Genomic DNA, 25,350 nt, shown 5'->3' on the forward strand with positions numbered 1-25,350 from the left:
AGATGTGAAAATTTCGAAATTAAAGATTTTTAATAACGAAACGGGCTGCACTTGTTTAGGTGTCACTGTCATTATCAGTAAAATGTAACGCTGAAATGCGCAGTCAGTCACAAAGTCTCTATTCGTATTCCATAAAGACTTTGTGATCATCGACAAACATTTCACTCCCATCGGATAAGTGTATCCAAAAAGCCTCCTCTGGTTCTTCTCTATAGTCATAAATCACAGTCACTTTGACATTTGACTCAGCTATGATTGGTTTTCCAACAATTATTTTCGTTTTTTCCTCAGGCAAAGTAAGAGATCGAATCATCAAAGCCATTCCATCTTTACTGTCTAATTAACGCCATCTTCAGTGAATTTAAAGGTCTGTTTTAAATTGCGTCCTTCTTGCCCCTTCTGTGTCCAAATAATCACAACCTCTAATTCAGAGGCCTTATCTGCCAGCATAAAATGATTGAACTTCAGCGGTGAGCCATCATTTAAACTTTCAGCTAACATTTTAGAATCTTCTTTTGGTTTGTCACAATTTTCATCGAGGCATCCAAAAAGTGAAAATCTTGTGATTGAATCAGGATCATTTCTATACAATTGCACATCCACTGTAGCTGCTTTTTCCCCTATATTTTTGACTTCCAAGGAATATACTTGATATTCTCCTTTTTGAGGTCTCGCAAATTCCTTTACATTTTTTGCTTCACTTACTTTTACTGACCACTGGTCTGTTTTTTGTGTAATAGGCAACACCGTAAAAGTCAGGGCATGCGCTTTTGATTGGCAAAACGTAAATCCAACTGCTGTAAAAACAATTACAGAAAATAATACCCTTTTCACTTCATTTATCCCTCCTTCCTTTCACTGGCCGCTCCTTAAAGAATTGATTTTGAGCAATCTACAAGCTCTCTTAACCAAAACCTTACCTGAGGTTTTGTCTTTACTGCTCTGCATTTATTTCTTTCGGTATCCGAGAGGGAGCTTTGGGGATTTTTCTCAATTTGCTGTTTATCACATCAGAAGAGTATAGCGTAATAATCATACTTCCCCCATACCTTTTTGCCCGAATTAAGATTGGTTGGTTATATTGGTTTTGAAAGCGAAAGTCAGGACCTCCCCAGCTTACCGTCGCATCCCGTCCGGGCGGTACATATGGTACACTTCTAGTATGAGAATAGCGCTGAACGATCTGCAGTCCTGCACGATCAACGGCATTAAATAGAGTTGAGGACACCTGACAAATTCCTCCTCCTACACCTTCAGACAACTCCCCTTTTACAATAATGGGTGCACTTTTATATCCTTTGTTCCGAGTTCTCATTCCCACAACTTGGTTAAACGAAAACGTCTCATTAGGGAAAACAACGTGATTGTCGATTGCTTTTGCAGAAAGAGAAATATTGTGTGAACGGCTTTTATTGCTTGAGTTAAAATACGTCACGTACTGACCAAGCTGCTGCGTACTGATGTGAGCTAGCAGCTCGCTGTCAACTTTCGGATAAATGTTCATTTCCGGCACTTCTATCTTGGAGGGACCTTGCCCATAAAAATACGCATAAAACTTTTCCATAAACGCCTGTTGATACAGTTTGTAGCCAACCCTGCCCGGGACGATGCTTCCATGATCGTTAAGGACAGCATTTATCGGCTCACGGTACACTTTCTGATCAAGCTGTTTGATGAATTTACTGTATTTTTCATAGTCAACCATTGGAGTGCCGGGAAGAGGCATTGTAAAGTCTTCACGGTTAACAGTGGCAATCGTCCGTCCTTGCTGTGTGACCGTTAAACTGTCCTGCGGCTCACTCGGCTGAGCCAATAAAAAAAGACCAGTGATCAAAATTTGTATCATAAGTCGGTTTACCTCCCGATCATTAGTATGAACAGCCGCTTATCCTTTGATGTATTTCTTCCCATCGTTTGTTTGAATCTTTAGACGTTGATAAAAGCCTTCATAAAAGAGCTTAGCTTTATGTTCACACCGATCCCTAAGTTCACTGAGGCACACGGTTCATTCAGTCGGCAAAGTTTAAAATAGTTGAGCATCTCCCAGTGATGAGGGATGCTTTTTTGTCTTGTCAAAAATGAAAAGGATCTCCTATAACAACAACAAATCAATCCATTTCAATATTTTTTTATTGAGAAACGATAAATTTTTTGTTACATTCAATTAGACAACAAATAAATGAGGTGCTTGTTATGAATCGAATGTCGACAATTTTTTTAAAGATAGCTTTGGTTCTTATTGGAATTCCAATTCTTGCTTTATGCATTTTTTTAGTGCCTAAGATAGCCAACTATTCAGCGGATATATTTCCAAATATCGCTTATATAAAATATCTCGTTTTCATCTATTTGTATGTAACGGCGATACCTTTTTACTTTGCTCTTTATCAAGCGTTCAAACTTTTAAGCTATATTGACAAAAACAAAGCTTTCTCGGGTTTGTCTGTAAGAGCTTTGAAGAATATAAAATACTGCGCAGTCACTATCAGTATCTTTTACGCAGCAGGCATGCCTGTCTTTTATCTGATGGCCGAGATAGACGACGCCCCGGGTATCATTGTGATCGGATTGGTTATTATTTTTGCTTCAATGGTGATTGCGGTCTTTGCTGCTGTTCTTCAAAAACTCTTAAAAGAAGCGATAGATATAAAATCAGAAAATGACTTAACGGTCTGAGGTGATGACATGGCGATTATTATCAATATTGATGTGATGCTAGCTAAGAGGAAAATGAGCGTAACAGAGCTTTCAGAGAGAGTTGGCATCACCATGGCTAATCTTTCGATATTGAAAAACGGAAAAGCAAAAGCTATTCGATTATCAACTTTAGAAGCGATTTGCAAGGCTTTAGAATGTCAGCCCGGGGATATATTGGAATACCGAAGTGATGAAGACACACAGGATTCGTAAAGAAAAAATATGTAGGATCAACAGAAAAATAAAGTGATTGGCGGTGAGCTTATGGACATAAACTTATATCCATCTAGCTGCTATACTAAGCGTCCCTTTCATACACGAAGAACACAACTATGGAGGAGGCATACATCATGAGAGCCATAAAACAAATCGTTCATTTTGGCTGGGAACAAGCCCTTTCATGTTTGTTTCCTGCCGTTATTTTTGCCTCTTTGGCTATTACGCAAATCATCCCACTACCGTTCTTGCCGCGGTATGACTGGCTGCTCATTATCTGCGTTCTCATGCAATTGTGGATGGTGCGTTCCGGTCTTGAAACACGGGATGAATTAAAAGTGATCACATTATTCCACCTTATTGGGCTTGCTCTGGAACTTTTTAAAGTCCATATGGGCTCCTGGTCTTATCCAGAAGAAGGATACTCCAAAATATTTGGAGTACCTTTGTATAGCGGCTTTATGTACGCAAGTGTAGCCAGTTATTTGTGCCAGGCATGGAGAAGGCTTATGGTTGAACTGGTTAAGTGGCCGCCTTTTTTTGCAGTTGTTCCGCTTGCCGCAGCGATTTATTTGAATTTTTTCACCCACCATTTTTCTATAGACATTCGATGGTGGTTGTCTGGGCTTGTCATCATTGTCTTTTGGCAAACATGGGTTACATACGAGGTGAATGGAGCTCGTTACCGTATGCCGCTCGCACTTTCTTTTGTACTCATCGGATTTTTTATATGGATAGCGGAAAATATCGCTACGTTTTTTGGAGCTTGGAAATATCCAAACCAAATCGATACATGGAGTCTCGTACACCTTGGAAAGGTAAGTTCATGGCTCTTGCTAGTGATTGTTAGCTTTCTTATAGTAGCATCATTAAAACAAGTTAAGGAGCAGAATCCCACAAAGGCAGAGATTGGTGAATCTTTTTCTTAGCATTCAAGTCCCAAATAGAGTGAAAAGCAACGTTCAAATGGTTGCTTTTTTCTACTCTGCCGCTGAGTATTCATCTTCTTCAAATTTCATCGCACCACGATAACTGATTCAGATTACAACTGCTTTCAACACCTTGACAAACTCATGCGCCGCCGGCGTTATCTCTTCAAATGAATGTGCGATGACGCCAATATTGCGTGTGACCCTAGGAAAGATGTCCTTTTTAATCAATTGATGCGGGACGGATGAAAGTGTAAAGTTTGAAATGATGCCGATACCCAAGTTATTTTTGACCATATTAATCAAGGTTTCGGCATTTTGCACAGTTAAGTTTTCCTTTAATTCGATGTTGTATTGCGAAAATGCGTTTGACATCGCGATTTCATGACCGCCTTTACAAAAAATGAGGTCATCTTGATATGTTTCAAGGTCGACATGCTTTTCAAGTTTTAATTCGTCACGCTGCGGCGGGATGACGGCCACCATATAGTCGTTACACAATAGCTGATTTTCAAACGGTTCAAATGGAGATGCTGCGATCCCGATATCAACCGTCCGATCCTCAACCCATCCTTTTATTTGGTCAGAGGTTCCTTCGATCAATTCTATGCGGATCAGCGGATAGTTTGATCTGAATGCCGCAATCGCCTGTGGCATGATATTTGTTGAAACTGCAGGAAATGAACCAATTTTCACCTTCCCGTTTAACAGCTTGTTTTCCCGGTTGGCTACTTGATATATTTTGCTTTCAATTCCCTTCATTTGCCTCGCCAGCAGCAATATTTCTTTTCCGATGTCAGTCAGCATTAAACCATGATGTTTATCCCTGATCAATAATTTGAGCTGCAGTGAGCTCTCCAGGTTTTTTATCGCTTTGCTTACCGCCGGCTGAGAGATGAACAATTCTTTTGCCGCTTCTGTAATATTCAATTTCTCCCCGACTTTAACAAATATGTGAAGATGGTTCATGTTCATAACCATTTGGTTATACCCCCAATAATAAAAATGTATTTCAGTTATACATAAATGTAACATATGATAGAAACCAGCACGATATTTAAACAAGAAAGGCGGCTTCATTATGGTAAAAGTTATGCTGGGAATCATATCTGTCACACTTATTTGGGGTTATACTTGGGTTGCGATGAAAGTAGGAATTCATGACATCCCCCCGCTTTTATTTTCGGGTTTGCGCCTGTTCATCGGAGCGGTTCCTTTATTTCTCATTCTCTTCATCCAAAGAAAAAAGCTTTCAATTAAAAAAGAACATCTCAAAAGCTATATCATCATGAGCCTCTTGATGGGGCTGGGCTATATGGGGATCTTGACGTATGGAATGCAGTTTGTCGATTCAGGGAAAACCTCTGTTTTGGTATATACAATGCCTATATTTGTTACGGTGATCAGCCATTTTACATTAAACGAGAAAATGAATGTTTATAAAACGATGGGACTGGTCTGCGGCCTCTTCGGACTGTTATTTATATTTGGAAAGGAAATGCTCAATATCGATCAAAGCGCTTTATTTGGGGAGCTGTGCGTCCTTGCGGCAGCGCTTAGCTGGGGAATCGCGAATGTGTTCAGCAAGCTACAATTCAAGCATATCAATATTATTCACATGAATGCCTGGCACCTTATGATGGGAGCCGTCATGTTATTGGTGTTTTCCTCTATTTTGGAGCCCGTCACTTCAGCCGAATGGACATATCAAGCGGTGTGGTCATTGCTGTTTAATGGCTTGCTTTCCACCGGCTTTACCTTTGTCGTATGGTTTTGGGTGCTCAATCAAATCGAAGCGTCAAAAGCATCCATGGCATTAATGTTTGTTCCCGTATTAGCCCTATTCTTTGGATGGCTGCAATTGCACGAACAGATCACCATCAACATTATCCTCGGCGCACTGCTGATATGCTGCGGGATTTTTATGAATACATTTACATTTTCACGACGGAAAGTGTGAATGATATACATTTCTCCTGTCATTTGGGCTTCATGTGACAGGGAACGACTATTATGAGAAAGTCTTCTAGAATCCTGACGACAGCCTATTAAACAATGAAAAAAGCTAGTGTCTGCATGTGAGACATTAGCTTGGCTGGCGTTTAGGCCGGTGAGAATCCAGATTCTTTTTTATTACCATTCTGGCTGATCAAACTGAAAACCGTATAGACCTTTTACTTTAACATCTCCGCAATCTGGATCTTTTGTCAAAATCAAATAATGAGTCTTATAAGGCATCGTCTCAACTCGATCAGTTGCACTCAAATCAAAATGATCCCCTGAGAAGTTTTTTTCACTAACGGTTATTTCATATCCTGACAAAGTCATTCGCATGATTCTTGTGTTAATTGTACATCCTTCAGTATCGAAAATGGTGAATCTGTACCCAAAGTGAGATGTCCAATGGTTTGAATTTAGGTCATCAGACTTCATAAACCATTTTTCATTTTCTGTCATTGTAAAACTCACTTTCTCCTCATCTTTCACGATAACAGCCGAAGCTTCCCCTATATGGATAGTGAAAGCCAAAAGAAATGTAAAAGCTAACATCAACATCTTTTTCAAAAGAGTTCCTCCCGATATCTTTTACTTCAATATATTGGAAGGGTCTGTTCTGATCAAGACAGTCTTCTCCAAATGAATCTTTAGCACCATGAAATGAGCCTTAATAAGAACAGTTTTAACCCAAATCAAACTCTATTCGAAATAAGGCCTACCAATCTATATTCTTTTTTAGAGTTTCTGCATTTCTTTATTTAGCTCCTAGACACATATAAAAAATGCTCCTATAAGTTCAGGAGCATTACAAAAAACTGCTAAAGTGTTTTCTATCGATTTATTGTATTCATTAGCTCAAAGAAGTATTCAGGCTTTTGAGTCTTATTTAGCTTATACCATGAACGCAATGTATCTGGTGCAAATACATCTAATTTTTTCAATACTTCTACCGCAAATTCCAGAGGAGCAATTCCTGATGCAGTAACCAAATTTTCATCAGATACTGCAGGCCCCTTTTCATATAGTGTTTCTCCTTTGTAATTAGGGCAGACCATTTTCATATACTCTAGGTCATTGCTTGTGTGCTTTCTCGAATCTAAGTATCCTTCATTCGCGAGGCCCAAGGTTGCCCCACAAATTGCAGCAATAGTCGTGCCGAGCTTTAAAGCGTCGTCAACTTTTTTCAAGATCGGCTGATGAATATCTTCTCCCCAAGTGTTTCCTCCGGGTAAAATGATAAGATCTTGACTCCCAAGAGTACATTCGTCAAGAGAAATATCTGGTTTTATGCTTAATCCTCCCAACGTAGTTATCATTTCTTTATTAACCCCTACTGTAACTACTTTTAAAGATGCTGCATCTTGTTTAAAGTATCTCCCTGAGTTTAGTTCCGCAATTAAATATCCATATTCCCAGTCTGACATTGTGTGAAATACGTAGAGATAAACTTTTCTCGTTTGCATCCAATAACACTCCAATCACAATTGATAAAGCTTTCTAATAGATGACTTTGCTGACAGCCATTGTCAGCTTTTTTGTTGATTCTATTTTTATGCCCTTGTTCTCCCAACTTATAAAAATATAAGATCAATTGATTCTATGTTTACTAGCGCAAAGGGGTTTGTTACACTAACTGTCATGGGAAACATTTCAAAGGTAATACAAAATCATTTGAATGAGGAGGCCTGATGAAGTTGAAAAATAAAGCGTCAATAAAATTCGGAATATGTGTTGGGCTTTTATGTTTAAGCATTACTGGTTTCACACCTTTTTTCAACTCAACACATGCCGAAGCAAAATCCATAGAAGACACAAACATGGCAAGCTGTATAACGAATAAAAAATTTGTTCAACTTGAGAAAAAATTTGATGCCAGGCTTGGTGTTTATGCAATTGATACAGGTTCAAACAAGACAATCGCCTATCGGCCGAATGAGCGATTTGCTTACGCATCAACCTATAAAGTTCTAGCCGCAGCTGCTGTCCTGAAGAAAAACTCAATTGAAAAACTTAATGAAATCATCCACTACAGCAAGGACGATCTTGTTACATATTCTCCAATCACAGAGAAACACCTCGAAACAGGCATGAGTCTAAAAGAAATCTTGGAAGCGGCTATCCGTTACAGCGATAATACCGCTGGGAACATATTGCTGCAACAGCTTGGCGGCCCTAAAGGTTTTGAAAAGTCACTGAAACAGATTGGGGATCATGTAACGAAAGCTAAACGATTCGAGACGGATCTAAACTCTGCGATTCCTGGTGATATTCGTGACACAAGCACCGCAAAAGCACTGGCAACCGATCTTAAAGCCTTCACTTTAGATAACACTCTCACGACTGACAAACGCATGATCTTAACCGATTGGATGCGAGGCAATGCTACTGGTGACGAACTGATTCGGGCAGGCGCTCCAATAGGATGGGAAGTCGGCGATAAATCCGGAGCCGGAAGTTACGGGACACGAAACGACATTGCTATCGTTTGGCCGCCAAACAGAGCTCCTATTGTTGTGGCAATTCTGTCAAACCGCTTTACGAAAGATGCTAATTATGATAATGCTCTTATCGCTGAGGCTGCAAAAGTCGTCCTTAACGATCTCAAATAAATGTTTAGCCTTTTACCACAAAGGAAAAGACATTACTTTTTTAACTCCTACCGTTCATTTTTTGATGAACGGTTCTTTCATAAGACCTCTAGAATCAGATATTTAAACACCACAAAATTAAACGTTATTATAATTAACGGCAAGTTTTCATTTTATGGAACAAGTAAAGTTTGACCTGACAAGAATTAAGATTAAGCACCCTAAAATCCGTTTTCTTTCCTTCCAAGAATATACTCCTTAGTGCAAGCCATTATAAAGAAGTGAACATACAATGCAGACAACTCCCTTAAGTCTCTTATTCTGTGACCAATTTGTAATACTCATGAATATCCGGACTCACTTCCAATATTTCGTCTCGAAGACACTAACATATCAAACCACTTGAATTAACATAACTGAACTTGATATTGGTCACTGGCAGTTTCAATGCAATAGAACAACATTTGTTGACTCAGAGGTTATCTATATGAGAATTCAACAATTTTTTTATAATAATTCATATTTTTGTATCGTTGCACTTGGTGGATTTGACTCTTTTAATGTATGGAACCACACTTTTATTTTTTCACCTCTTTTGAGATCATCTGTGTTATCAATCTCACTTAATCCTACAATTACTATGTTATTTTTAAACTTGTTCATAAGTTGTCCTTCAGAAAGATCGTAATCTTCTTTTACTGGAGCTTTTGTATCGGTAATGAGAATTGCCCTTTCATTGTCTTTAAGCACGACATAGCCTACTAGGCTCTGCATCTTTGTTTCTTCTCCGTGTTGTTCATTTTTGCAGCCTGCAAGGAAAATAATGAGCACTATCAAGCTTACTCCGATTTTAGGCAACTTTCTCCCTCCCGTCATGTTAAACAATCTCACTCCATAACTACATATCAATAAACTGTAGTGTAAATCTATCCAGAAACTTCTTCATTTTCTCATATTGAATCTTTTACAAGCTGTTAATACACAGACTAAATCGGGTAAAAATTCGTAGAGGTGATTTCTTTGAATAATGATCATTAAGTAACTCATTACTCTTCATTTATTTTTTCAACAATCATGGTATTGGCGGTCGCCATCTTTCCACAATACACTTCTTGGTTTGTAACAGTTTTCTTCTTGGGTTTTGCACTTATCTATACATTCCAAATACATCAAACAAGTTCTTCAAAAGCAATATCTTATATTTCGTATTTTTTATTCATTGTTTCATTGACTTACACTTTAGTTAATATGTAATAGTAATCCTCCCTTTGTGGGAGGATTATTTGTTTAAGCTTATTTCTAAGCTGCTCTTGGGCCACACCGGCCATTTTAAACTCTTTTTGATCTTTAAAAATAAACAACAGGGACATTCACCAAACGGATCTACTTCTTTTTGTTCTTTCTCAAATGTTTGTATGTGGTTACCTTCGAACCATACCCTTACTCTTATTCCGCTTTCAAACTCATTATTGCATGCTGCTTCTTTCTGGGTTCCAGCATAAATATACTTATCATTACTGTCGTCTACTATACATATATTTGCTCCCTTTAAAATCGAGATTTTTACTTTTTATGATCCATTATTCACTTTCAAAATAACTTCCAATTACAACATAATATATGTATAAATTGTAAACGGAGTTGATATAATTGAAGATTAGGAAAATCTTATCGAGTTCTGCTTTATCCTTTGGCATGCTCATATCCGCGGTTCCCGCATTGGCTGCTGGCACTTCGTCTGAGGTTGCAGTAAAAAGTGATGAATATGATTATGACACTATATACCGCATTAGTCCTCTGCCAATGGACTTCCAGCCAACAATAGAATACAACGGTTATACTTATACGCTTACACGTCATTATTTTGATTACTCAATCGGGTTTTACACGGCTATTTATACAAAAGTTGTTTAAATTTATAAAGGAGCTTTTTAGCTCCTTTTTCTCTTGTTTTAAGCACAAATACAAGTTTAAATGCTGGTAATAAACAATTCACTTTAAAGAAGTGCCGCCCGCAAAATGCGGCTTTTGCACACTACGCCAATTTTATATAGAAAAGCCAGACCTCCTCCAAGAGGTTCCAGCTTTTCTTAATGTGCTATCGATCTTCGTTAGTTCAACGGGAACTTTATCATTCGGTACAATTGCAGCCTCCCAACTTCTAGTTAGGGCTGGTGGGGAATATCTGATGGCTCTCTACACACATCAGACATTATAAGATTTCAATGTAGCCTTCTGTACCATGAACGCGAATTCGTTGCCCATCTTTTATCAGCTTGGCAGCATTTTCAACGCCAACAACTGCAGGTAAGCCATATTCACGGGCTATAACAGCTCCATGGGTCATCAGCCCCCCAACTTCGGTGACCAGGCCTTTTATGGATACAAACAATGGTGTCCAGCTTGGATCGGTAAAGGAGGTAACTAATATATCTCCATCTTCTAAATCAGCATCTTCCATGTTTAAAATGACACGCGCTCGCCCCTCTATAACTCCGGAGGAAACAGGTAGACCTACAATCGCTCCGGCTGGGAGATTTTCTCGTTTATACTCACCTGTAACGATTTCACCATCAGACGTGATAACACGTGGTGGAGATAGTTTTTCATATAATGTGTACTCGTCTTTTCGTGTACTGATGATTTGATAATCCAGTTTATGTGTGCGTACGACTTCGTGAAGTTCTTCAAAAGTGAGATAGTATATATCTTCTTTTTCATGAATAACGCCCGCTTCTATGAGTTGTTCGGCTTCTTTCAGTAAAGCCTGCTTATAAACGAAGTATCGATTAATCATGCCATATTTTGGATATTCCCTGAACCCGCTGAAATTCCGGATGATATCTATCATTCGTTTTGTTTCTTTGGCTTTTTGTTCACCATCCGGTAATTGCTTCAATCGATCTAATAACTCTTGTTCTTTCTTCAAAGCCTCCTGTCGCCCTTGCTCAAATTTCCGATGGCTGGCATTAGGCCCACTGTTATTGATATTATTAAGAATCATTGGGATAAGTGTAGTTGGTTTTTCGCTCCATCGAGTTCTTGTAATATCAATTTCTCCGGTACATCGCATTCCGTATTTGCTGAGATAATCATAGATCGCGTCTCGGGTTTTGCTTCCGCCATCAAACTTAGCCAGTTCATCCAAAAAATTATCATCTTTTACATGTTGTAAGTAATCAATTACCTCTGGATAAGGACGAATCACATCTGCGACGTCTAATAGCGCAAGACCCATTTCTGAAGTAATATTATGGGGTACAGATTGAGAAAGCGTATCTGCTGCGTTTTTTTCACCTAACCACTTGTTCATTTTTTCGTTAATCCATAATGAAGCATTCATAGCAGTTCGAATCACAACCGAACTTTCGGGGTTAAATAAAATCTTCTTTAATTCCTGGATATCTTCCAGAATAAAACGAAATAAATCTGATCCTGATTTCGTTTGGATGTTTTGTTTTAACTCTTCTATCGATATTTGACTGCTCTTAATCAAATCAGACACGATTGTCGGATCGTTTTCAACTTGAGCCGGCATATCTGCATTGCCTCTGCTGGGATTTGGTGCTGTTTTATCATTTGGTATCGACTTTATGAAATCTCGTCGCTTTATTATGGTCATAAGTGCGTCTTTTAAGAGCTGATCGTGCTGCCCCATGCCTTTTAAGAAAACTTCTCTGCTGTCAGGGGATGCCAGATGATGTGTGACATCAACAAATAGCCTTCCACCGGCTTTACGCATGGGTGCAGCAGTCGTCAACAGAAAAAAAGACAATCCCAGTGGTTTTATGGGATCCGTCATCATTTGTTGATGACCAACAGAAATATAGACGTGATTTTCTTGGTCACTCGCTTCAGGGATGGGGAATAAAGTAGTGATTGGACGACTCTGTACAATATAAAAAGTATCGCGGGCCAAACACCATTCGATATCTTGCGGCTGGCCGAAATGAGCTTCGATCTCTCTTCCAATGTGTTCCAGCTGTAAAATTTGTTCATCAGTCAGAGTTTGAGCCTTTTGCTGATCAGAATCGATCTGCTGTGTTTCTGTTCCGCCTTCTTTTCGTCCGTAGATAGCCAATTTTTTAGTTGCTATTCTCTTATCGATGATTTGCCCATCCTGTACTTTATAACAATCGGCAGATACCAAGCCGGAAACCAGTGCTTCACCAAGTCCAAAACCGGCATCGATGGATAACACCTTTCGGCTTGAGGTAATCGGATCAGCGGTAAATAAAATCCCCGAAGCCTGAGGGAAAACCATCCTTTGAACGATAACGGATAAATAGACTTGGCTGTGGTCAAATCCATTTTGCATACGGTAAATAACCGCGCGATCCGTAAATAGGGACGCCCAGCATTTACTGATATGCTGCAAGATTGCATCGACGCCGATAATATTTAAATAGGTGTCTTGTTGACCGGCAAAAGAAGCATGAGGTAAATCTTCAGCAGTCGCACTAGAACGCACGGCATAGGCATGTTCCTCGCCAAACTGGGAGAGATATTGAGCCACTGCTTTCACAACATCGGAAGGGATGTCTACTTCCATAATGATTTGCCGAATCTTTCTGCTGATGTTACCAACTTGATCTCGGTCCTCAACTTTTAGCATCGCCAACTGATCCAACAACACTTGTAACGTTTCGTTTTGTTCGATGGCTTTTTGATATCCTACTGTTGTGACACAAAATCCTTCTGGTACTTGTATACCTTGAATTTTTGATAATTCCCCTAAATGTAACCCTTTTCCTCCAACGAGCGAAAACTGTGTTTTTTCAATTTCATGTAAACCGAGAACTAAAGAACTCATTCTACATCTCTCCTTCAAAAAATAAATATTGACAAGAGCTTCCCAGCAGGATATAATAAAATTATAAGATGGGTATCTATAACTTTTTAACCAGAAAGCGCACGTAGTGTGATTATATCACCGTGTTTATTTTTGTGCAATATAAAAAGAACCTGGGCAATTTCACCAGGTTCTTTTCTTAATTTCCATAGCTAGTCGCATTAAAAAACTTGGTTCGAGCTGATTCAATCCTCTAAGGAAATCCTAAAGTTGGGTTCTTTTTGAACTTACTTGCTTTGTTCGTAGAGTCCCCATTCATAAATTGGACTTTTTGTTCTTAACAGTCCCACCTTTAACTAGTATAAAGTTATGAGGATCTGGTTAACTACCAGATATTTTTATTTTGAAAAAGGCTTATGTTTGATAAAGAAGGGTTATGTAAAGGTATCTGTTGTGAGCAAGCGCTGACTACAAAAAATTGATAGCATTCTCATTTAAATACCATTCTATTAACCTATAGGGAAAGTTTTAAAACCAGATGGAGAATACCCTACCTCCAGCAATTCCAAGGCCGTTCACCTAGTAGAAAACAACCTTTAACCATTACTAACGATTTTAATAATCATTGATTATAAAACTTCTCAAGGAACGATCAGCAGCCCGTTAGCTACCCCTGATTAAGGATGATCTGCTACCACACTGTTACGTTAGAACTTCCACTACTTTGATATCCTTCTGTCGCCATGACTTGGTAAGCCCAATTACTGCCCAGATTCATTCCATGGCTCTTCCATGCGTTCACATGATTACTGAAAGTGATTGTAGCGTTGCTTCCAGTTGGTCTCTTCGTCTGGCGAACACTCCAGTACTGCGTAAAAGTAGTGCGATCGCCATCAATGGAAGGTGCGTTATAACGTGTAGTTGTATATATGTCATATGTACCCCCATCACTTTTTACAGTACCCTTATACGTTCCAGTAGGTCTATAAGTACCCCATGAATCCACTACATAATATTCTATGAGCGGTGATCTCGTCCAGCCATATAAAGTCAAATATCCATTGCCATTCGGCGCCCAGACTCCGGCATTATAGTTTATTGTTCTAAATGGCGAGCCTGTAGTCCAGCCTTTACCAACAACGAAATTTCCGGTATTAGACCAATTAACACTGTAATTCCCGCCAGACCCATTGACAGCGTTTACTATACCGCCCCCATCAGTCCAATTTTGCCAGTAGTCTGTGCTAGCTGCAGAGGCGGTTGCCGAAAACAAGCTAATACTCATTAAAGCTGCCGATAATCCAACTAAGAAATTCTTTTTAAACTTAAACATATGTTACCTCCTATAATATTTTTTCCGACTTTGAGGTAGCACTCGTATATATTTAAAACATTCTTAATTACTAACGCCAAAGCTTTTGATCGTCCCCTTCAGTATAATACCACGAATTCATGAGCGAATATTAAAAGTATTTGTAATTTAATTACAAATACCTAGAAATGCATTATAAGTGGCCTTGTTCCACCATATCCTGATCCTTTTTTCGCAGGATCACAATTCTTGTTTCTAATTCAGATGGAGTAATATCTGCAATGAATTCCCATTGAATCTTTTGGTATAAAGGAGATATATATTAGAGATTGTGAAGTCATTGTTGCTGCCGCTTGTCTAATGAAGGGAAGCAAATTTATGAAGAATATGAAGAATATGAAGAACTGAAGAAGAAAACAATTAAGGTTATACTAAGAAAGAATCGCTCAATTAGAATTATTGACCAAAAATTTGAGGATGATAGCTTAGGTCAGTTTTACAAAGAAGTTGCAAGATTGTTATTTGAAAGGGCTCTGAAAAAGAAAAATAAGAATTGACAATCAGGGTAACTGTGGAATGTAACCGAGCCTCCAATTCAAAATAAATTTCTTTAACATTCTTATTTTATTTAAAGAGGGACTGTATATCCCTCTTTAAAATTAAGCTTTAGATTGCTGCTGGAAGTAATAAAAATTGTACTTTTGATCAAACGCTTCTTCGCTTCCACAAAGAAAAATAATGAATTCAATAAATGCGATAATAGAGGGGATACCAGTCCAGCAAAACAAAATATATAGAATACCTTGTCCTACTCTTCCCAAATAAAACTTATGTATTCCCAGACCCCCGAAGAAAAATGCTAATAATGCCGCTACAATTTTGTTCTTCTTGCTTACCATGACTTCCTCCTAGTTCATTGCTACCATTTTAAAAGTAATGCTTTCATATTATAATGCATTTCCACCAGAAATAGGGGGGATTTTTGAACTTCTGTTGAGATTTTTTATTTTATTGAGAAACGAAAGCTCAATAGATAGTATTCGGGTTCGTTATTCAAAATGTATGACCAAAGGTTACATCAATTAAGAAATCGCACTAGTTAACCATGGAACAGTTAGGCGAGAAACTATCTTAAATACCTCTTTTTCTTTTTCCAGATTCTTAAGGCGCTTTTTGGTTAAATGATCTGTAGTCATAATACAATTCTCCTTAAATCTTTAACTATTTGTATAATCAATCGATGACATCCACTGCAAAAATTGCTGGTAAGGATAATAGACTGTTCCTTTTAATTCTAATTTTGGAGCACCCGGGAATTTTTCCAGCAATTCTTTGACTTCTGCTTTACTTAATGATAATGAAGATCCGACTCCTTAATTAAAGTTGGATAGTCTGAATAACTTCCTTTAGGATTTTTGAAGTTTTTCAAACCATCGCTAATAAAGTATCCCAATGCAGCCAAACCAATTCCTATCCACATAAGATCCAAAGTGAACACCCTTCCCACTAATTTAATCAGAATAAAACAATTATTTTATTTGTAACCTGTTAAAAATTTTCATTTTCTTCTCTTGTTAGTTGTTCTTGTATCTCATTAAGAGTTGAAATGCATTCATCTACCATTTTTTGTAATGTTGTTGCTATGACTAGACTATCAAGGTTAGGTTCTAATAAAACAAGACTTGTAGTAATCTGACTTAATGAAATACCTGTAAGTTGTCCAGGTAAAGATAAACCATAGTTTGATCCTCCAAAAAGATAAAAGGATTGTTGATTCACAGTAGATACCATAGAAAGACTTTGAAATATTCCTTTTGGGCTAGTGTGAATTTGATAATTGGCTTGCTTATAGTAGGGAGTTAATCGATCTATCCCCACCAGTTTTTCAAAATCTGAAAAATATAGAGGTTTGTTATTTATATTAGAAAACAAAGGTCTAGCCCAATTATTTGGTTTTTCAAATTCTTTACCGTATTTCTTTAAAATACTTTCTTTTTTTGCTTTATATTCTTTTTCTTCTTCTTGTGAAATTGGATTTAAATTAAGAACATTAGTTGCTTTTTTATATGTATAGATTTCTTTAATTCTTTCTATTTCACTATAATCAAGAAATCTACTTACCAAATCATGAGTAAATTCTATATCCTTAAATTTATAGGATAAGGTTTTGAAAATAACATTTAATTCATGTAGACTCCTCCACCTAGCCATAGCACCATCTGAATAACCTGATTTTAACAAAACTAAAACTTCTTTACCGGCTTGTATACTTTTAGAATGCAATTTAAAAAGAACACTTAAAATCAGTTTGCTTTTTTCATCAACATGCTCTTTTTCATAATGCTTATCAAGCAAATCTATTGATATTTCTTCACAGACCTTAATAATACCTTGTAATATTAAAAATCCTTCATACCAACGTTGGTGTAAACGTGATTTAAATTCATTTGCAATGTCTTCTTCTTCAGAATACATTCTAGCCATATCGGCTTTTAAACTTTCATATACATGTTTAGAAATACTTGATGGGGCCTCTTTAGTAAGATCAATAATTCTTTTGTTTAGTTTTTCTTTATCTAATTCCTTTCCTGCTTCAGCCTCTTCTTTTAAAATTTTCATTATTGCTTCATCGAGCATCTTTTGATAAGTATCCATATTTTTCCATCCCGAGATCAAAAGTTTCTTGTATTGTAATTTACCTTACTCATTAGGTATATTTTATATAAAAGGATTCTTTTATCTCAATGGATCTCCTGAAGCTATATGCCAATGCAGATGCTTTGAGTCCTGATAATCTCCTAAGTTTGTAAGCACCCTGCAAGAACCACTTTCTTTTGTCACCTTCGCTGCAACCTTTTTAATCACACCCATCAACTCGAGTAAAAGTTCGTTGTCGTCTTCTTCCAAAGTGATTAAAGAAGAGATATGTTTTTTAGGAATAGCAACAATATGCACCGGCCAAAAAGGTCTTGTATGATGATACGCCAATACATTCTCGGTTTCTAAAACTTTATTTACTTTTGTTTTTCCGCTTAATACTTCACCGCAATAAAAGTCTTCTGTCATCATTAATCCCCCCCTTACTTTTTAGCTTTGGATCATCATAATCAATATACAGATTAACCCAATGCTCTGCTTTATATTTCACCTTTATCATTAAAATAAGAGAACCACAATAAACTAATGAACCCAGCAGCTCCTATAATTGTAGATATAATGTAAGTCTAATTAAGTAAATCCATAAGCTTACTCCTTTAAGAAATAATGTCTAAATAAAATGATTATTTTATTACTATTATACTACAATTTTCCACGGTCACACTAAACAAAAAGCAGTCTATTCAGATCTGCTTTTTATTATTGTTTTCTTCTTTTAACTTTTTGTTTAGTTTGAACCCAATTAAGATATTGACAATAGCCGCTGGAAGATATAAAACTCCTGCACCTATTATTCCTAATGCAGTACTTGAGCTCACTATAAATGTCTGCATTTCTGTGTTTCTGGACTTCAAGCAAAGTAATACTAGGAGGCCAGCTAAAACCCCCATAAGCCTTGCAATACCTGGAATAAAGAAATCTGTTAGGACTCCAAATAATTGCCCTATAATTGATAGCACAATTCCTAAAAAGCTGGACAATAAAACTAAATTTTTAATTGCATTTCACCCCTTTTCAAAGCCGCTTCCATTCAACATAATCAAACCGCTTCTGATACAAGTCTTCAAGTATAACAGCCCCTTCAATCCAACCTTCTGCAACAATGCTTTTCTTTTCTCCATTTTCAATCCACTCTATCCAATACACCTGAACACTCCTAACGCTTTACGACTTGGATTTCCCTTACCTCACATTGCACATTGCACATTGCACATTGCACTTTGTTTTGAGTTCACTGGCTACCTCAATGACTTCATACATTGTTTGCAATTTAGAAGCGCCGTGGAGGTCGCTAGATGTTAAATAACCGTCCTCATCTAACTTAAATGATTTGAAGTATTCCTTGTTTTCAAACTGCAGTACATAAAAATAATCAAGCAAAGGCATAAATCAACCTCTTTTAAATAATTTTGTAATCCTCATTGCTAATGGCAGCAAACCAATTAACATGAAAAAAGCAATAACATTAAGCTTATCTTTGAAAAACAGGCTGGCCAAATTCCTTTCCATGCCCGCTGCTGTTTCTTTATCCATGAGTTCTTTAAACTCTTCATCATAGACCTGATCAACAAAAATAAACTTAATGCCAGTCAATAATCCAACTCCAAGCCAGATTATTAAAAAATAACCTAATCCAATCATTTGTTCCCTCCCTATATCGAACGAAATTTGGTATTCTTGAGTATGTGAATAAATTATGTAGGTGATCTTGTGGAAGAGAAATACAAACGGGTATGATACTTCAATCGTTTATGATTACAAAGAATATTCTGATGTAAAATACGGCCGCTGCGCCAATTGTGATTACACTTTGTTCAAAAGCTCTGCGAAGAGTGGAATATTCTTGCGTGAATGTCGGCGATGCGGTATGAAAAAGAGCATTTAGTTTAATGCTCTTTTTGTTTAAAACACTTCTTTTATCTTGATTCTTTATGCTCTCGGATTAAGACGCGTAATCGTGTTAAGGTTAATTCATGACCGCATAAGGAGTGATACCTTGCTAAAAGTTGCAAAAATTTCGGTTTCTTGCATTGCATTAGTCTTGTGCGTATACTCATTGTTCAATCAAAATGAATTATTGTTGATTGTTGTGCAATTATTTGTTGCCGCCCTTTTATCATTAGTCGGAGTTGAAGCGATATTAAGCAAACAAAAACTGTCCGGATATTTACTGTTTGGATCAGCAGCCTTCTTACTTGTTGTAAACGGTGTGAAATTCATAATTTAATTTAATGTGTTAATTTCGTAGGAATATGGAGTCCCAAAACCAATAAATAAGACCTGCAACAATACTCATAATGTAATAATTTAAGCTTCTGAATACAGTAAGAGCATTTGGCGGATAATCAACAGTCCAGAACAAAAACACAGCTAAAAAGGCTACTGCAATATAAATTAAAAAATTGTTCAAACTGAATTTTCTGGGCCTTCTTCTAAGCCACACTTGCAAAGGGACAGCAAATACCAAGTAAGTGATTAAAGCATAAACTCCTATGATGCCAATAGTGACTAATGCGAATGCCATAAAACCAGAGTAAGCAAACATATACAGACCAAAGATTAAACCAAATGATAAACTAGAGATAATTAGAGTATAAACATAACTGTTTAACAATCTATTAGGTAGCAAAAGTCTATCCTCCTGTCTTCAAAAAACCTTATTAATACAAAACTTTACTTAAGCCAAATAGCCTTAGTCGCATCAACTACTCTAGATTTTTCATCAAGATATGCATATTTTCTCTCCCACTCGCTTTTTCTCCAAGCCTCTTGATTTGCAAACGATGATTTAATTGGTTTTGGGTACTCATTCTTTGACCAGCCGTCTTCAATATGGTTTAATTTAGGGTCATTATCATCGTAATACTTATACCAAACAGTAATCATTTTTAACATTATTGCCCCCTGCTTCTCTTTAAAATCGTAGTTTTATTTAGTCTTGAGAAAGTTTGTCAAAATCTCTTTCTTTCATTTCAGGTAAAGTTAGATTAATCCCTAACATATTTATTAATTCTTGTACATATCTTTTAATTGCAAGCATATCAAATGGAAAATCGAAATCAAATTCCTCTTTAACGCTTAGAATATCCATTGAATACGAACAATTATGCTTCATATCCAAAAGATCATCATTAAAGCTTAGTACATCTTTATATGATTGATCAGATAACTCAAAGTGAGTAACTAAATAAACACTAATATGGTTACCACCTTGAGAATCAAAATCCTCTAATCTTTCCTCAAGTACTAATAAAAATGCAGATCTCTCATCATCACTTAAGACCAACTGAAAAAATTCTAAGTTTCTTAGTTTCAATAACCGTTTAAATCTTGTATGTAGTGCCCTCATAATCTAATTCTGCCTTTCCTGGTATAAATCGTTTTAGAAAGAGTATTATATGTATTTATATTCTTCTACCCAGTTGTGATATTTTTCATTAAGTGGACGTATTCGTTTGAAATCAAGAGCTATGACTTCACATCCTCGGTCATCATAGATAAAGAAAATAATGTCTTTTGTAATGTTCACAAAGAAAACATCAGGGTAATCAATAGAGTAACCCCCGAATCTCGGTTTCAATGGAAAATCTTCATTACTGGCTGCTTTAAGTAGTTCAGCTACATGTAAGTCTCGAGGTTTGCATAACAAGGAAAATTGTTGCATCTCGTATTCTTCAGCTTCATCTATCTCACACGGGTAGGAATATGTCTTTACTTGAATTTGATTTAAATAATTTTTACACTTTAGAAACGGTTGGTACACCTTCAATTTTTTTATAAATTTGTCATTGGTTTTGTGCTTATACATATTCGTCACAAGGAATATGTCATCGTTTTGTTCAAATAATTCATTGAAAATGGTTGAGATTTGCTCATATACAAACCGAAATCTCTTAAGATTCAATTCTTCATTCTCTTTGAGTTGGTAAATATTTCCCCCAAGATAGAAATGGATTCCTATGCTCCACTGATTATAGATGCTAGGAATTAATTCGAGTCTTGGAAACCTTTCCTCCATATACCCCATTAAATTCATTCACACATTCTCACTTTCGGTTAATCGAATCTTTTTCCTTTTAGATAACAATTATGAAACAACAAATCATTTTATTTAAATAACAAAATACCCTTTTGGATAAAAGTACGATTTTATTTAGACCTAGAAAACTTGTAATTCTTTCCTAACCTTATAACTTTAGTATACCATTTTCATCCTGAGTGTTCGATATGGTTATGATTTTTTGGAAAATCAATAACTCATGCAGCTCGATGTTTAAATATGTACAGACTTTATCTAACAGCTCTCTTGGATACCGCTCCATTTCATCTCTGGATAGCTTTCTGACAGTCGGATACTCATGATTAATTTCTCTGGATAGCTGCCTGATACTGATCTTCCTTTCGTCTAATAAGGGCTTTAAATTTGATTTAATCACGTTCTCACCTCTTAGTTATTTCTGATCACTTAAAATGATCATTAACTAAATAATAATGGCCAAGGCTTTTTTCTCCTTGGCCTCGCTGAATTTAATACTCATCAGGCTCTTCATGTTCAAATCCATAAATACCGTTTATCCAAACATCTCCACAACCTGGATTCTTTGTAATCTCTAACACGTGATTACGATTAGCATCTCCCTCTACTCGGTCTGTAGCAGTATAATCTAAATAATTTCCGGTAAATTCTTTCTCACTACGTGGGAATACCCAGCCAGCAAGAGTAATTCTGCTGATTTTCATATTTAGAGTACAACCTTCAGCATTGCGAATTGTGAATTTGTAAAATAGCCAAGTACGGTCATAATCACGATCAAAATAATCTGCCATAGAAAAACTTTCTGAATCCTCACTCATGTGAAAGTTAACATTTTTGTACTCTAATGTAAGCTTTGCCTCGGCATTTGGAATACTAAAACTCGACATAAAGCCAAGGCAAATCATAGTCAGAACGATTAATTTTTTCATTCCCTCTCCCCCTTTTATTCCAATCATAATATAAATTGGTAATTAAAGGACAGTCTTTTTTCTTAATAAGGAAGAAATTTTATGACGTTCTTACTTAGCTGCTTTCTTTGCCTTGTTTTGCAGAAAAACTGAATCCCAGATCCAAAAGATTACAGCAAATGAAATGCTAAATAAGTAAATTTCATATCCCATTAGAAAGTCTATTGTGGTTTTTGGGTCAGTAGTTATAGCAAAGATTAACCACACTAAAAAGGAAAAGAATATGTATGTAAGCAAATAGTTCAGGCTAAACCTTTTTGGATTGCGATTCAAGAAATATTGAACAGGTGCAGCAAAGATTAAATAGAAGATAAAGAGAATAACACTTATTAAGAAGTACGGAATATAACCATCATAATCAATGCCCAAAACATAAACAACAGCAGCTGATAACGCAGACAAGACATGAACAATAAAGATCCTTAAAAGTTGCATGTTTATAACCCCTTTCAATAGATCAGAATTTTTTATGACAAATATTTACTTAGTTTCTCCAAAGCAATAACGGCAATAAACTGAGTTGTTATCTTCATCTCTAATGTATGTATCCTGGATTAAGAAATTTTAAAGCCAGCTGTTTTGAGTATCGATTTACTCATCATGAGCAAATCCATCTGGATATCATAATCAGTTTAAAGATCCAAATTAGTAGTAAACGCTGCATGTAATTTAAATATAGAATTATCAAATTTAAAGTTTAAGAGTATCAAGATTTCCTTTATTATACAAATATTACACAAAAAAGATTGCTTCAACTTAGACTAATACTGTAAATCAACCTCAATTGCCTTTTCATATGCTGAATGGAAAATTATTTTGTTATTTATCCATTCGACATTACCTACTCCTAATACACTAAGGTCGTCTTTATCCTCGATATTTCGAGTCATAATACGTATGGTGTCCTTATTCACTTTTTTCATTAAACCAGGGTATAAACTAGGAACATGAACATAAAAATCGTAAAAATGATTCGTTTCCCCTAAGGTGGCATTATTATGTTCTATAGTTATTGTTACATTTTTAGTTGGCGAAGAAATGGTATCGTATGAATCACTAGTTAACGCAAACCATGCAACTGAAAGTATCAGTGGAATTGTTATGCAAGTTACATATAATTGTCGAATTTTAAACCTCCAAGCTAACGCAAAAAAACCGGCTAAAGTAAGTAGTATAGGGAAAATATAATTTGTTTGTACAACAAAGCTTAAGTAATAATCATCAAAAGACAATAAGAAAACAGTTAGATCAAAAGTTAAAACCAAGACAAAGAAGATTGTTGCTCCGTCTATTTTGCGTAATACTTTGTTTACCATATTCATTCCCCCTGTTAATACACCACTATCGATAATTTGTATCTACAACCTTTGAGTTGTATTATAGCAAAGTAAAAGGGGTATCCGTAATCAAGAAACAGAATAAAACAAAAGGACGAATGTCTATTTTGAGGAAAATTTAATCTCTCCTTTCTATTTATAATTCAATGTTCCCTGTTATATCCTGGATAAAATCAATATTACAGTAAACACACAAGTTTCGTGACCTTCCCCACGGTCTGAGAATTGAAGGTTATCCAATATTTCTTCAGGCTTAGTTAACCTCCCTTCTCTTTAAACTGCTGTTTTATTCAAAACTTAATGTCCTTTGTTCCTTTCCCTCTTCCGACCATTGCGGATGCTAGCCACTTCATAGTTTCTTTAATATAATAAAAGCTTCATGAGAAAAGGTCATTTTTTGCCCGCTTGCACACCCCCCCAACATTTTTAGTTATAATTATTATAAAAATCAATAGGAACTATAAATATATTAAAGAGGGATTGCTATGACTAAATTATATACATGTTTAATTTGCGGATATAAAGGATTAAGTGAAAACCCATTAAATAATGATGGTGAGTATCAAAAAACATTTGAAATCTGCCCTTGTTGCGATTTTGAATACGGCTACAGTGAAGATCATGAAGTAAGCTTAGGTTTTATTGTAACGCCAGATTACTTAATTGAAGCTGCAATTCAGTTATACCGAAAACAATGGATTGAGAATGGCATGAAAATTGCAAATCCTAAATATATTCCAGATGAATTAAGAAACGGTGACTGCTTAAAATTTGAGGTGTTGTTAAAGCAATTGAATAGCCTAAATCTTGATACAGAAAACTTTGAAATCAAGGGATTTAATGGTTATTAGGCAGCTTCAAGCCCCCGGTATGGGGGCTTTCTTATTATTGTAAAGACTATCCGAACAATTTATAGAAAAACTATTTAATGTATTGTATAAATATCACTGACCTTTTCTTTCTCCATTCAACTTCTTTAACCTCAACTGTTTGCTGCAGCATCACATTCCTCCTTTTTGATTTTCATGTACCAAGTCTGTACAATATTCAAAAACCCTAAAGGATGATGAACATGTGTGGCAGGTTCACTTTATTTTCTGAGTTTGATGACATCATTGAGCAATTCAATATAGATCAATTCTTACCCGAAGATAAATATCACCCAAGCTATAATGTCGCTCCTTCACAAAACATCCTGACAATCATCAACGACGGATCAAACAACCGGCTGGGCAAACTTAGATGGGGTCTTATTCCTCCTTGGGCTAAAGACGAAAAGATCGGCTATAAAATGATTAATGCTCGTGCTGAAACGTTGGCCGAGAAACCCAGTTTTCGAAAACCGCTCGTAAGCAAACGTTGTATCATACCGGCTGACAGTTTTTATGAATGGAAACGTCTTGATCCGAAGACTAAGATCCCTATGCGGATTAAGCTTAAATCATCCAATCTCTTTGCTTTTGCCGGCTTATATGAAAAGTGGAACACGCCAGAAGGCAATCAGTTGTACACTTGCACAATCATCACAACAAAGCCCAATAAGCTTATGGAAGACATCCATGATCGGATGCCGGTCATTCTAACTGATGAGAACGAAAAAGAATGGCTTAACCCTCAAAATACTGATCCTGATTATCTACAAAGCTTACTGCAGCCTTATGATGCTGATGACATGGAAGCATATCAGGTTTCATCTTTAGTGAATTCCCCTAAAAATAATTCACCTGAGCTGATTGAATCCCATTAAGTACCACTGCCATATCGCTTTATATATCACCTTCGCTTAGCTAATATGTTCTAAGTAGGAGGGGGTATTTTG

At 36.5% G+C, this 25,350-nt stretch carries 32 protein-coding genes and 6 pseudogenes; 12 read left to right on the forward strand and 26 right to left on the reverse strand.

Going from position 1 to position 25,350, the window contains the following annotated elements; all coding sequences use genetic code 11:
• Positions 1–6: 6 nt before the first annotated feature.
• From ACFVP7_RS11615 to ACFVP7_RS11625, 3 genes and pseudogenes are all read right to left on the reverse strand, one after another.
• Positions 7–232: pseudogene (locus tag ACFVP7_RS11615) on the reverse strand (hypothetical protein); the annotation flags it as partial.
• Positions 233–336: 104 nt separating this feature from the next.
• The gene (locus ACFVP7_RS11620; protein ID WP_021481414.1) at positions 337–834 is read right to left on the reverse strand and encodes a hypothetical protein; all 498 of its coding nucleotides are present in this window, start codon (positions 832–834) and stop codon (positions 337–339) included.
• 100 nt (positions 835–934) lie between these two features.
• Positions 935–1,846: a VanW family protein gene (locus ACFVP7_RS11625; protein ID WP_015714063.1), complete on the reverse strand. Its 912-nt coding sequence runs from the start codon at positions 1,844–1,846 to the stop codon at positions 935–937.
• A gap of 347 nt (positions 1,847–2,193) precedes the next feature.
• Between ACFVP7_RS11625 and ACFVP7_RS11630 the strand changes: the two genes are divergently transcribed.
• The 3 genes and pseudogenes from ACFVP7_RS11630 to ACFVP7_RS11640 all read left to right on the forward strand — a co-directional run bounded on the left by ACFVP7_RS11630 (position 2,194) and on the right by ACFVP7_RS11640 (position 3,842).
• A complete protein-coding gene (locus ACFVP7_RS11630) occupies positions 2,194–2,676 on the forward strand; it encodes a DUF2975 domain-containing protein (RefSeq protein ID WP_024571433.1) in 483 nt (160 codons plus the stop codon).
• A gap of 9 nt (positions 2,677–2,685) precedes the next feature.
• A pseudogene (locus ACFVP7_RS11635) lies at positions 2,686–2,942 on the forward strand (helix-turn-helix domain-containing protein).
• 105 nt (positions 2,943–3,047) lie between these two features.
• A complete protein-coding gene (locus ACFVP7_RS11640) occupies positions 3,048–3,842 on the forward strand; it encodes a DUF817 domain-containing protein (RefSeq protein WP_338730469.1) in 795 nt (264 codons plus the stop codon).
• A 108-nt stretch (positions 3,843–3,950) separates the two neighbouring features.
• Here the strand turns inward: ACFVP7_RS11640 and ACFVP7_RS11645 are convergent, their stop codons facing one another.
• The gene (locus tag ACFVP7_RS11645; protein WP_338730470.1) at positions 3,951–4,823 is read right to left on the reverse strand and encodes a LysR family transcriptional regulator; all 873 of its coding nucleotides are present in this window, start codon (positions 4,821–4,823) and stop codon (positions 3,951–3,953) included.
• A gap of 100 nt (positions 4,824–4,923) precedes the next feature.
• Here ACFVP7_RS11645 and ACFVP7_RS11650 point away from each other — a divergent pair, with 100 nt between their 5' ends.
• A complete protein-coding gene (locus ACFVP7_RS11650; RefSeq protein ID WP_338730471.1) occupies positions 4,924–5,802 on the forward strand; it encodes a DMT family transporter in 879 nt (292 codons plus the stop codon).
• A gap of 173 nt (positions 5,803–5,975) precedes the next feature.
• Here ACFVP7_RS11650 and ACFVP7_RS11655 read toward each other — a convergent pair whose 3' ends face one another.
• Entirely contained in the window at positions 5,976–6,407 is a 432-nt protein-coding gene (locus ACFVP7_RS11655; protein WP_095843747.1) for a hypothetical protein, read from the reverse strand.
• Positions 6,408–6,670: 263 nt separating this feature from the next.
• Positions 6,671–7,303, reverse strand: coding sequence for a type 1 glutamine amidotransferase family protein (locus ACFVP7_RS11660; protein WP_396582156.1), 633 nt, complete (start codon positions 7,301–7,303; stop codon positions 6,671–6,673).
• A 225-nt stretch (positions 7,304–7,528) separates the two neighbouring features.
• On the opposite strand from ACFVP7_RS11660, the gene bla reads away from it, so the two are divergent.
• Positions 7,529–8,449 (forward strand): class A beta-lactamase, encoded by a 921-nt coding sequence (gene bla / locus ACFVP7_RS11665; protein WP_338730472.1) that lies wholly within the window; start codon positions 7,529–7,531, stop codon positions 8,447–8,449.
• A gap of 486 nt (positions 8,450–8,935) precedes the next feature.
• On the opposite strand, the gene ACFVP7_RS11670 is transcribed toward bla, so the two are convergent.
• Positions 8,936–9,286 (reverse strand): DUF3221 domain-containing protein, encoded by a 351-nt coding sequence (locus ACFVP7_RS11670; protein ID WP_131227491.1) that lies wholly within the window; start codon positions 9,284–9,286, stop codon positions 8,936–8,938.
• Between the two features lie 216 nt (positions 9,287–9,502).
• On the opposite strand from ACFVP7_RS11670, the gene ACFVP7_RS11675 reads away from it, so the two are divergent.
• Positions 9,503–9,682, forward strand: coding sequence for a hypothetical protein (locus ACFVP7_RS11675; protein ID WP_134157025.1), 180 nt, complete (start codon positions 9,503–9,505; stop codon positions 9,680–9,682).
• 115 nt (positions 9,683–9,797) lie between these two features.
• On the opposite strand, the pseudogene ACFVP7_RS11680 reads toward ACFVP7_RS11675, so the two are convergent.
• Positions 9,798–9,983 (reverse strand): annotated as a pseudogene (locus tag ACFVP7_RS11680) (hypothetical protein); the annotation flags it as partial.
• 95 nt (positions 9,984–10,078) lie between these two features.
• Here ACFVP7_RS11680 and ACFVP7_RS11685 point away from each other — a divergent pair.
• On the forward strand, positions 10,079–10,342 hold the full coding sequence (locus ACFVP7_RS11685; protein WP_134982804.1) for a hypothetical protein: 264 nt from the start codon (positions 10,079–10,081) through the stop codon (positions 10,340–10,342).
• Between the two features lie 298 nt (positions 10,343–10,640).
• On the opposite strand, the gene ppsA is transcribed toward ACFVP7_RS11685, so the two are convergent.
• Together ppsA and xynA are read right to left on the reverse strand one after the other, a co-directional pair.
• Complete coding sequence (ppsA, locus tag ACFVP7_RS11690; protein WP_338730473.1) at positions 10,641–13,241, reverse strand: phosphoenolpyruvate synthase; 2,601 nt, start codon at positions 13,239–13,241, stop codon at positions 10,641–10,643.
• Between the two features lie 670 nt (positions 13,242–13,911).
• Positions 13,912–14,553: an endo-1,4-beta-xylanase XynA gene (gene xynA / locus ACFVP7_RS11695; RefSeq protein WP_015251938.1), complete on the reverse strand. Its 642-nt coding sequence runs from the start codon at positions 14,551–14,553 to the stop codon at positions 13,912–13,914.
• A gap of 332 nt (positions 14,554–14,885) precedes the next feature.
• Here xynA and ACFVP7_RS11700 point away from each other — a divergent pair, with 332 nt between their 5' ends.
• A complete protein-coding gene (locus ACFVP7_RS11700; protein WP_249852740.1) occupies positions 14,886–15,089 on the forward strand; it encodes a hypothetical protein in 204 nt (67 codons plus the stop codon).
• A gap of 102 nt (positions 15,090–15,191) precedes the next feature.
• Here the strand turns inward: ACFVP7_RS11700 and ACFVP7_RS11705 are convergent, their stop codons facing one another.
• From ACFVP7_RS11705 to ACFVP7_RS11740, 8 genes and pseudogenes are all read right to left on the reverse strand, one after another.
• Positions 15,192–15,431, reverse strand: a complete 240-nt coding sequence (locus ACFVP7_RS11705; protein WP_014477028.1) for a TM2 domain-containing protein — start codon at positions 15,429–15,431, stop codon at positions 15,192–15,194.
• Positions 15,432–15,749: 318 nt separating this feature from the next.
• Positions 15,750–16,012: pseudogene (locus ACFVP7_RS11710) on the reverse strand (DNA-binding protein).
• A gap of 68 nt (positions 16,013–16,080) precedes the next feature.
• Entirely contained in the window at positions 16,081–17,187 is a 1,107-nt protein-coding gene (locus ACFVP7_RS11715; RefSeq protein ID WP_338730475.1) for a DUF5677 domain-containing protein, read from the reverse strand.
• Between the two features lie 81 nt (positions 17,188–17,268).
• Positions 17,269–17,601, reverse strand: a complete 333-nt coding sequence (locus ACFVP7_RS11720; protein ID WP_080375754.1) for an HIT domain-containing protein — start codon at positions 17,599–17,601, stop codon at positions 17,269–17,271.
• A 272-nt stretch (positions 17,602–17,873) separates the two neighbouring features.
• Positions 17,874–18,188 carry a hypothetical protein gene (locus tag ACFVP7_RS11725; RefSeq protein ID WP_043857646.1) on the reverse strand — a complete coding sequence of 105 codons (315 nt, stop codon included), beginning with the start codon at positions 18,186–18,188 and terminating at the stop codon, positions 17,874–17,876.
• A gap of 16 nt (positions 18,189–18,204) precedes the next feature.
• Positions 18,205–18,336 (reverse strand): hypothetical protein, encoded by a 132-nt coding sequence (locus ACFVP7_RS11730; protein ID WP_043857647.1) that lies wholly within the window; start codon positions 18,334–18,336, stop codon positions 18,205–18,207.
• 10 nt (positions 18,337–18,346) lie between these two features.
• A pseudogene (locus tag ACFVP7_RS11735) lies at positions 18,347–18,576 on the reverse strand (hypothetical protein).
• 3 nt (positions 18,577–18,579) lie between these two features.
• Positions 18,580–18,831: a hypothetical protein gene (locus ACFVP7_RS11740; RefSeq protein ID WP_072176392.1), complete on the reverse strand. Its 252-nt coding sequence runs from the start codon at positions 18,829–18,831 to the stop codon at positions 18,580–18,582.
• A gap of 64 nt (positions 18,832–18,895) precedes the next feature.
• On the opposite strand from ACFVP7_RS11740, the gene ACFVP7_RS11745 reads away from it, so the two are divergent.
• Positions 18,896–19,075, forward strand: coding sequence for a hypothetical protein (locus ACFVP7_RS11745; RefSeq protein WP_151262527.1), 180 nt, complete (start codon positions 18,896–18,898; stop codon positions 19,073–19,075).
• A 111-nt stretch (positions 19,076–19,186) separates the two neighbouring features.
• Positions 19,187–19,417 (forward strand): membrane protein, encoded by a 231-nt coding sequence (locus tag ACFVP7_RS11750; RefSeq protein ID WP_043857649.1) that lies wholly within the window; start codon positions 19,187–19,189, stop codon positions 19,415–19,417.
• A gap of 9 nt (positions 19,418–19,426) precedes the next feature.
• Here the strand turns inward: ACFVP7_RS11750 and ACFVP7_RS11755 are convergent, their stop codons facing one another.
• The 8 genes and pseudogenes from ACFVP7_RS11755 to ACFVP7_RS11790 all read right to left on the reverse strand — a co-directional run bounded on the left by ACFVP7_RS11755 (position 19,427) and on the right by ACFVP7_RS11790 (position 23,510).
• Positions 19,427–19,819 carry a UPF0715 family protein gene (locus tag ACFVP7_RS11755; RefSeq protein WP_072176394.1) on the reverse strand — a complete coding sequence of 131 codons (393 nt, stop codon included), beginning with the start codon at positions 19,817–19,819 and terminating at the stop codon, positions 19,427–19,429.
• A gap of 44 nt (positions 19,820–19,863) precedes the next feature.
• Positions 19,864–20,085, reverse strand: a complete 222-nt coding sequence (locus ACFVP7_RS11760; RefSeq protein WP_116315615.1) for a hypothetical protein — start codon at positions 20,083–20,085, stop codon at positions 19,864–19,866.
• 37 nt (positions 20,086–20,122) lie between these two features.
• A complete protein-coding gene (locus ACFVP7_RS11765; RefSeq protein ID WP_338734158.1) occupies positions 20,123–20,476 on the reverse strand; it encodes a hypothetical protein in 354 nt (117 codons plus the stop codon).
• A gap of 108 nt (positions 20,477–20,584) precedes the next feature.
• Entirely contained in the window at positions 20,585–21,226 is a 642-nt protein-coding gene (locus ACFVP7_RS11770) for a DUF3885 domain-containing protein (RefSeq protein WP_338730477.1), read from the reverse strand.
• Between the two features lie 173 nt (positions 21,227–21,399).
• A pseudogene (locus ACFVP7_RS11775) lies at positions 21,400–21,626 on the reverse strand (helix-turn-helix domain-containing protein).
• 91 nt (positions 21,627–21,717) lie between these two features.
• On the reverse strand, positions 21,718–22,155 hold the full coding sequence (locus tag ACFVP7_RS11780; protein ID WP_046160477.1) for a hypothetical protein: 438 nt from the start codon (positions 22,153–22,155) through the stop codon (positions 21,718–21,720).
• A gap of 90 nt (positions 22,156–22,245) precedes the next feature.
• A complete protein-coding gene (locus ACFVP7_RS11785; RefSeq protein ID WP_046160541.1) occupies positions 22,246–22,629 on the reverse strand; it encodes a UPF0715 family protein in 384 nt (127 codons plus the stop codon).
• 326 nt (positions 22,630–22,955) lie between these two features.
• Positions 22,956–23,510, reverse strand: a complete 555-nt coding sequence (locus tag ACFVP7_RS11790; RefSeq protein WP_338730479.1) for a hypothetical protein — start codon at positions 23,508–23,510, stop codon at positions 22,956–22,958.
• Between the two features lie 506 nt (positions 23,511–24,016).
• Here ACFVP7_RS11790 and ACFVP7_RS11795 point away from each other — a divergent pair.
• Entirely contained in the window at positions 24,017–24,382 is a 366-nt protein-coding gene (locus tag ACFVP7_RS11795; protein ID WP_071577897.1) for a hypothetical protein, read from the forward strand.
• Between the two features lie 221 nt (positions 24,383–24,603).
• Complete coding sequence (locus tag ACFVP7_RS11800) at positions 24,604–25,278, forward strand: SOS response-associated peptidase (RefSeq protein WP_338734159.1); 675 nt, start codon at positions 24,604–24,606, stop codon at positions 25,276–25,278.
• The last annotated feature ends 72 nt before the right edge of the window (positions 25,279–25,350 follow it).

Origin of the sequence: Bacillus sp. SG20033 (genome assembly GCF_044570195.1) — a bacterium.
Taxonomy (GTDB): domain Bacteria; phylum Bacillota; class Bacilli; order Bacillales; family Bacillaceae; genus Bacillus; species Bacillus subtilis.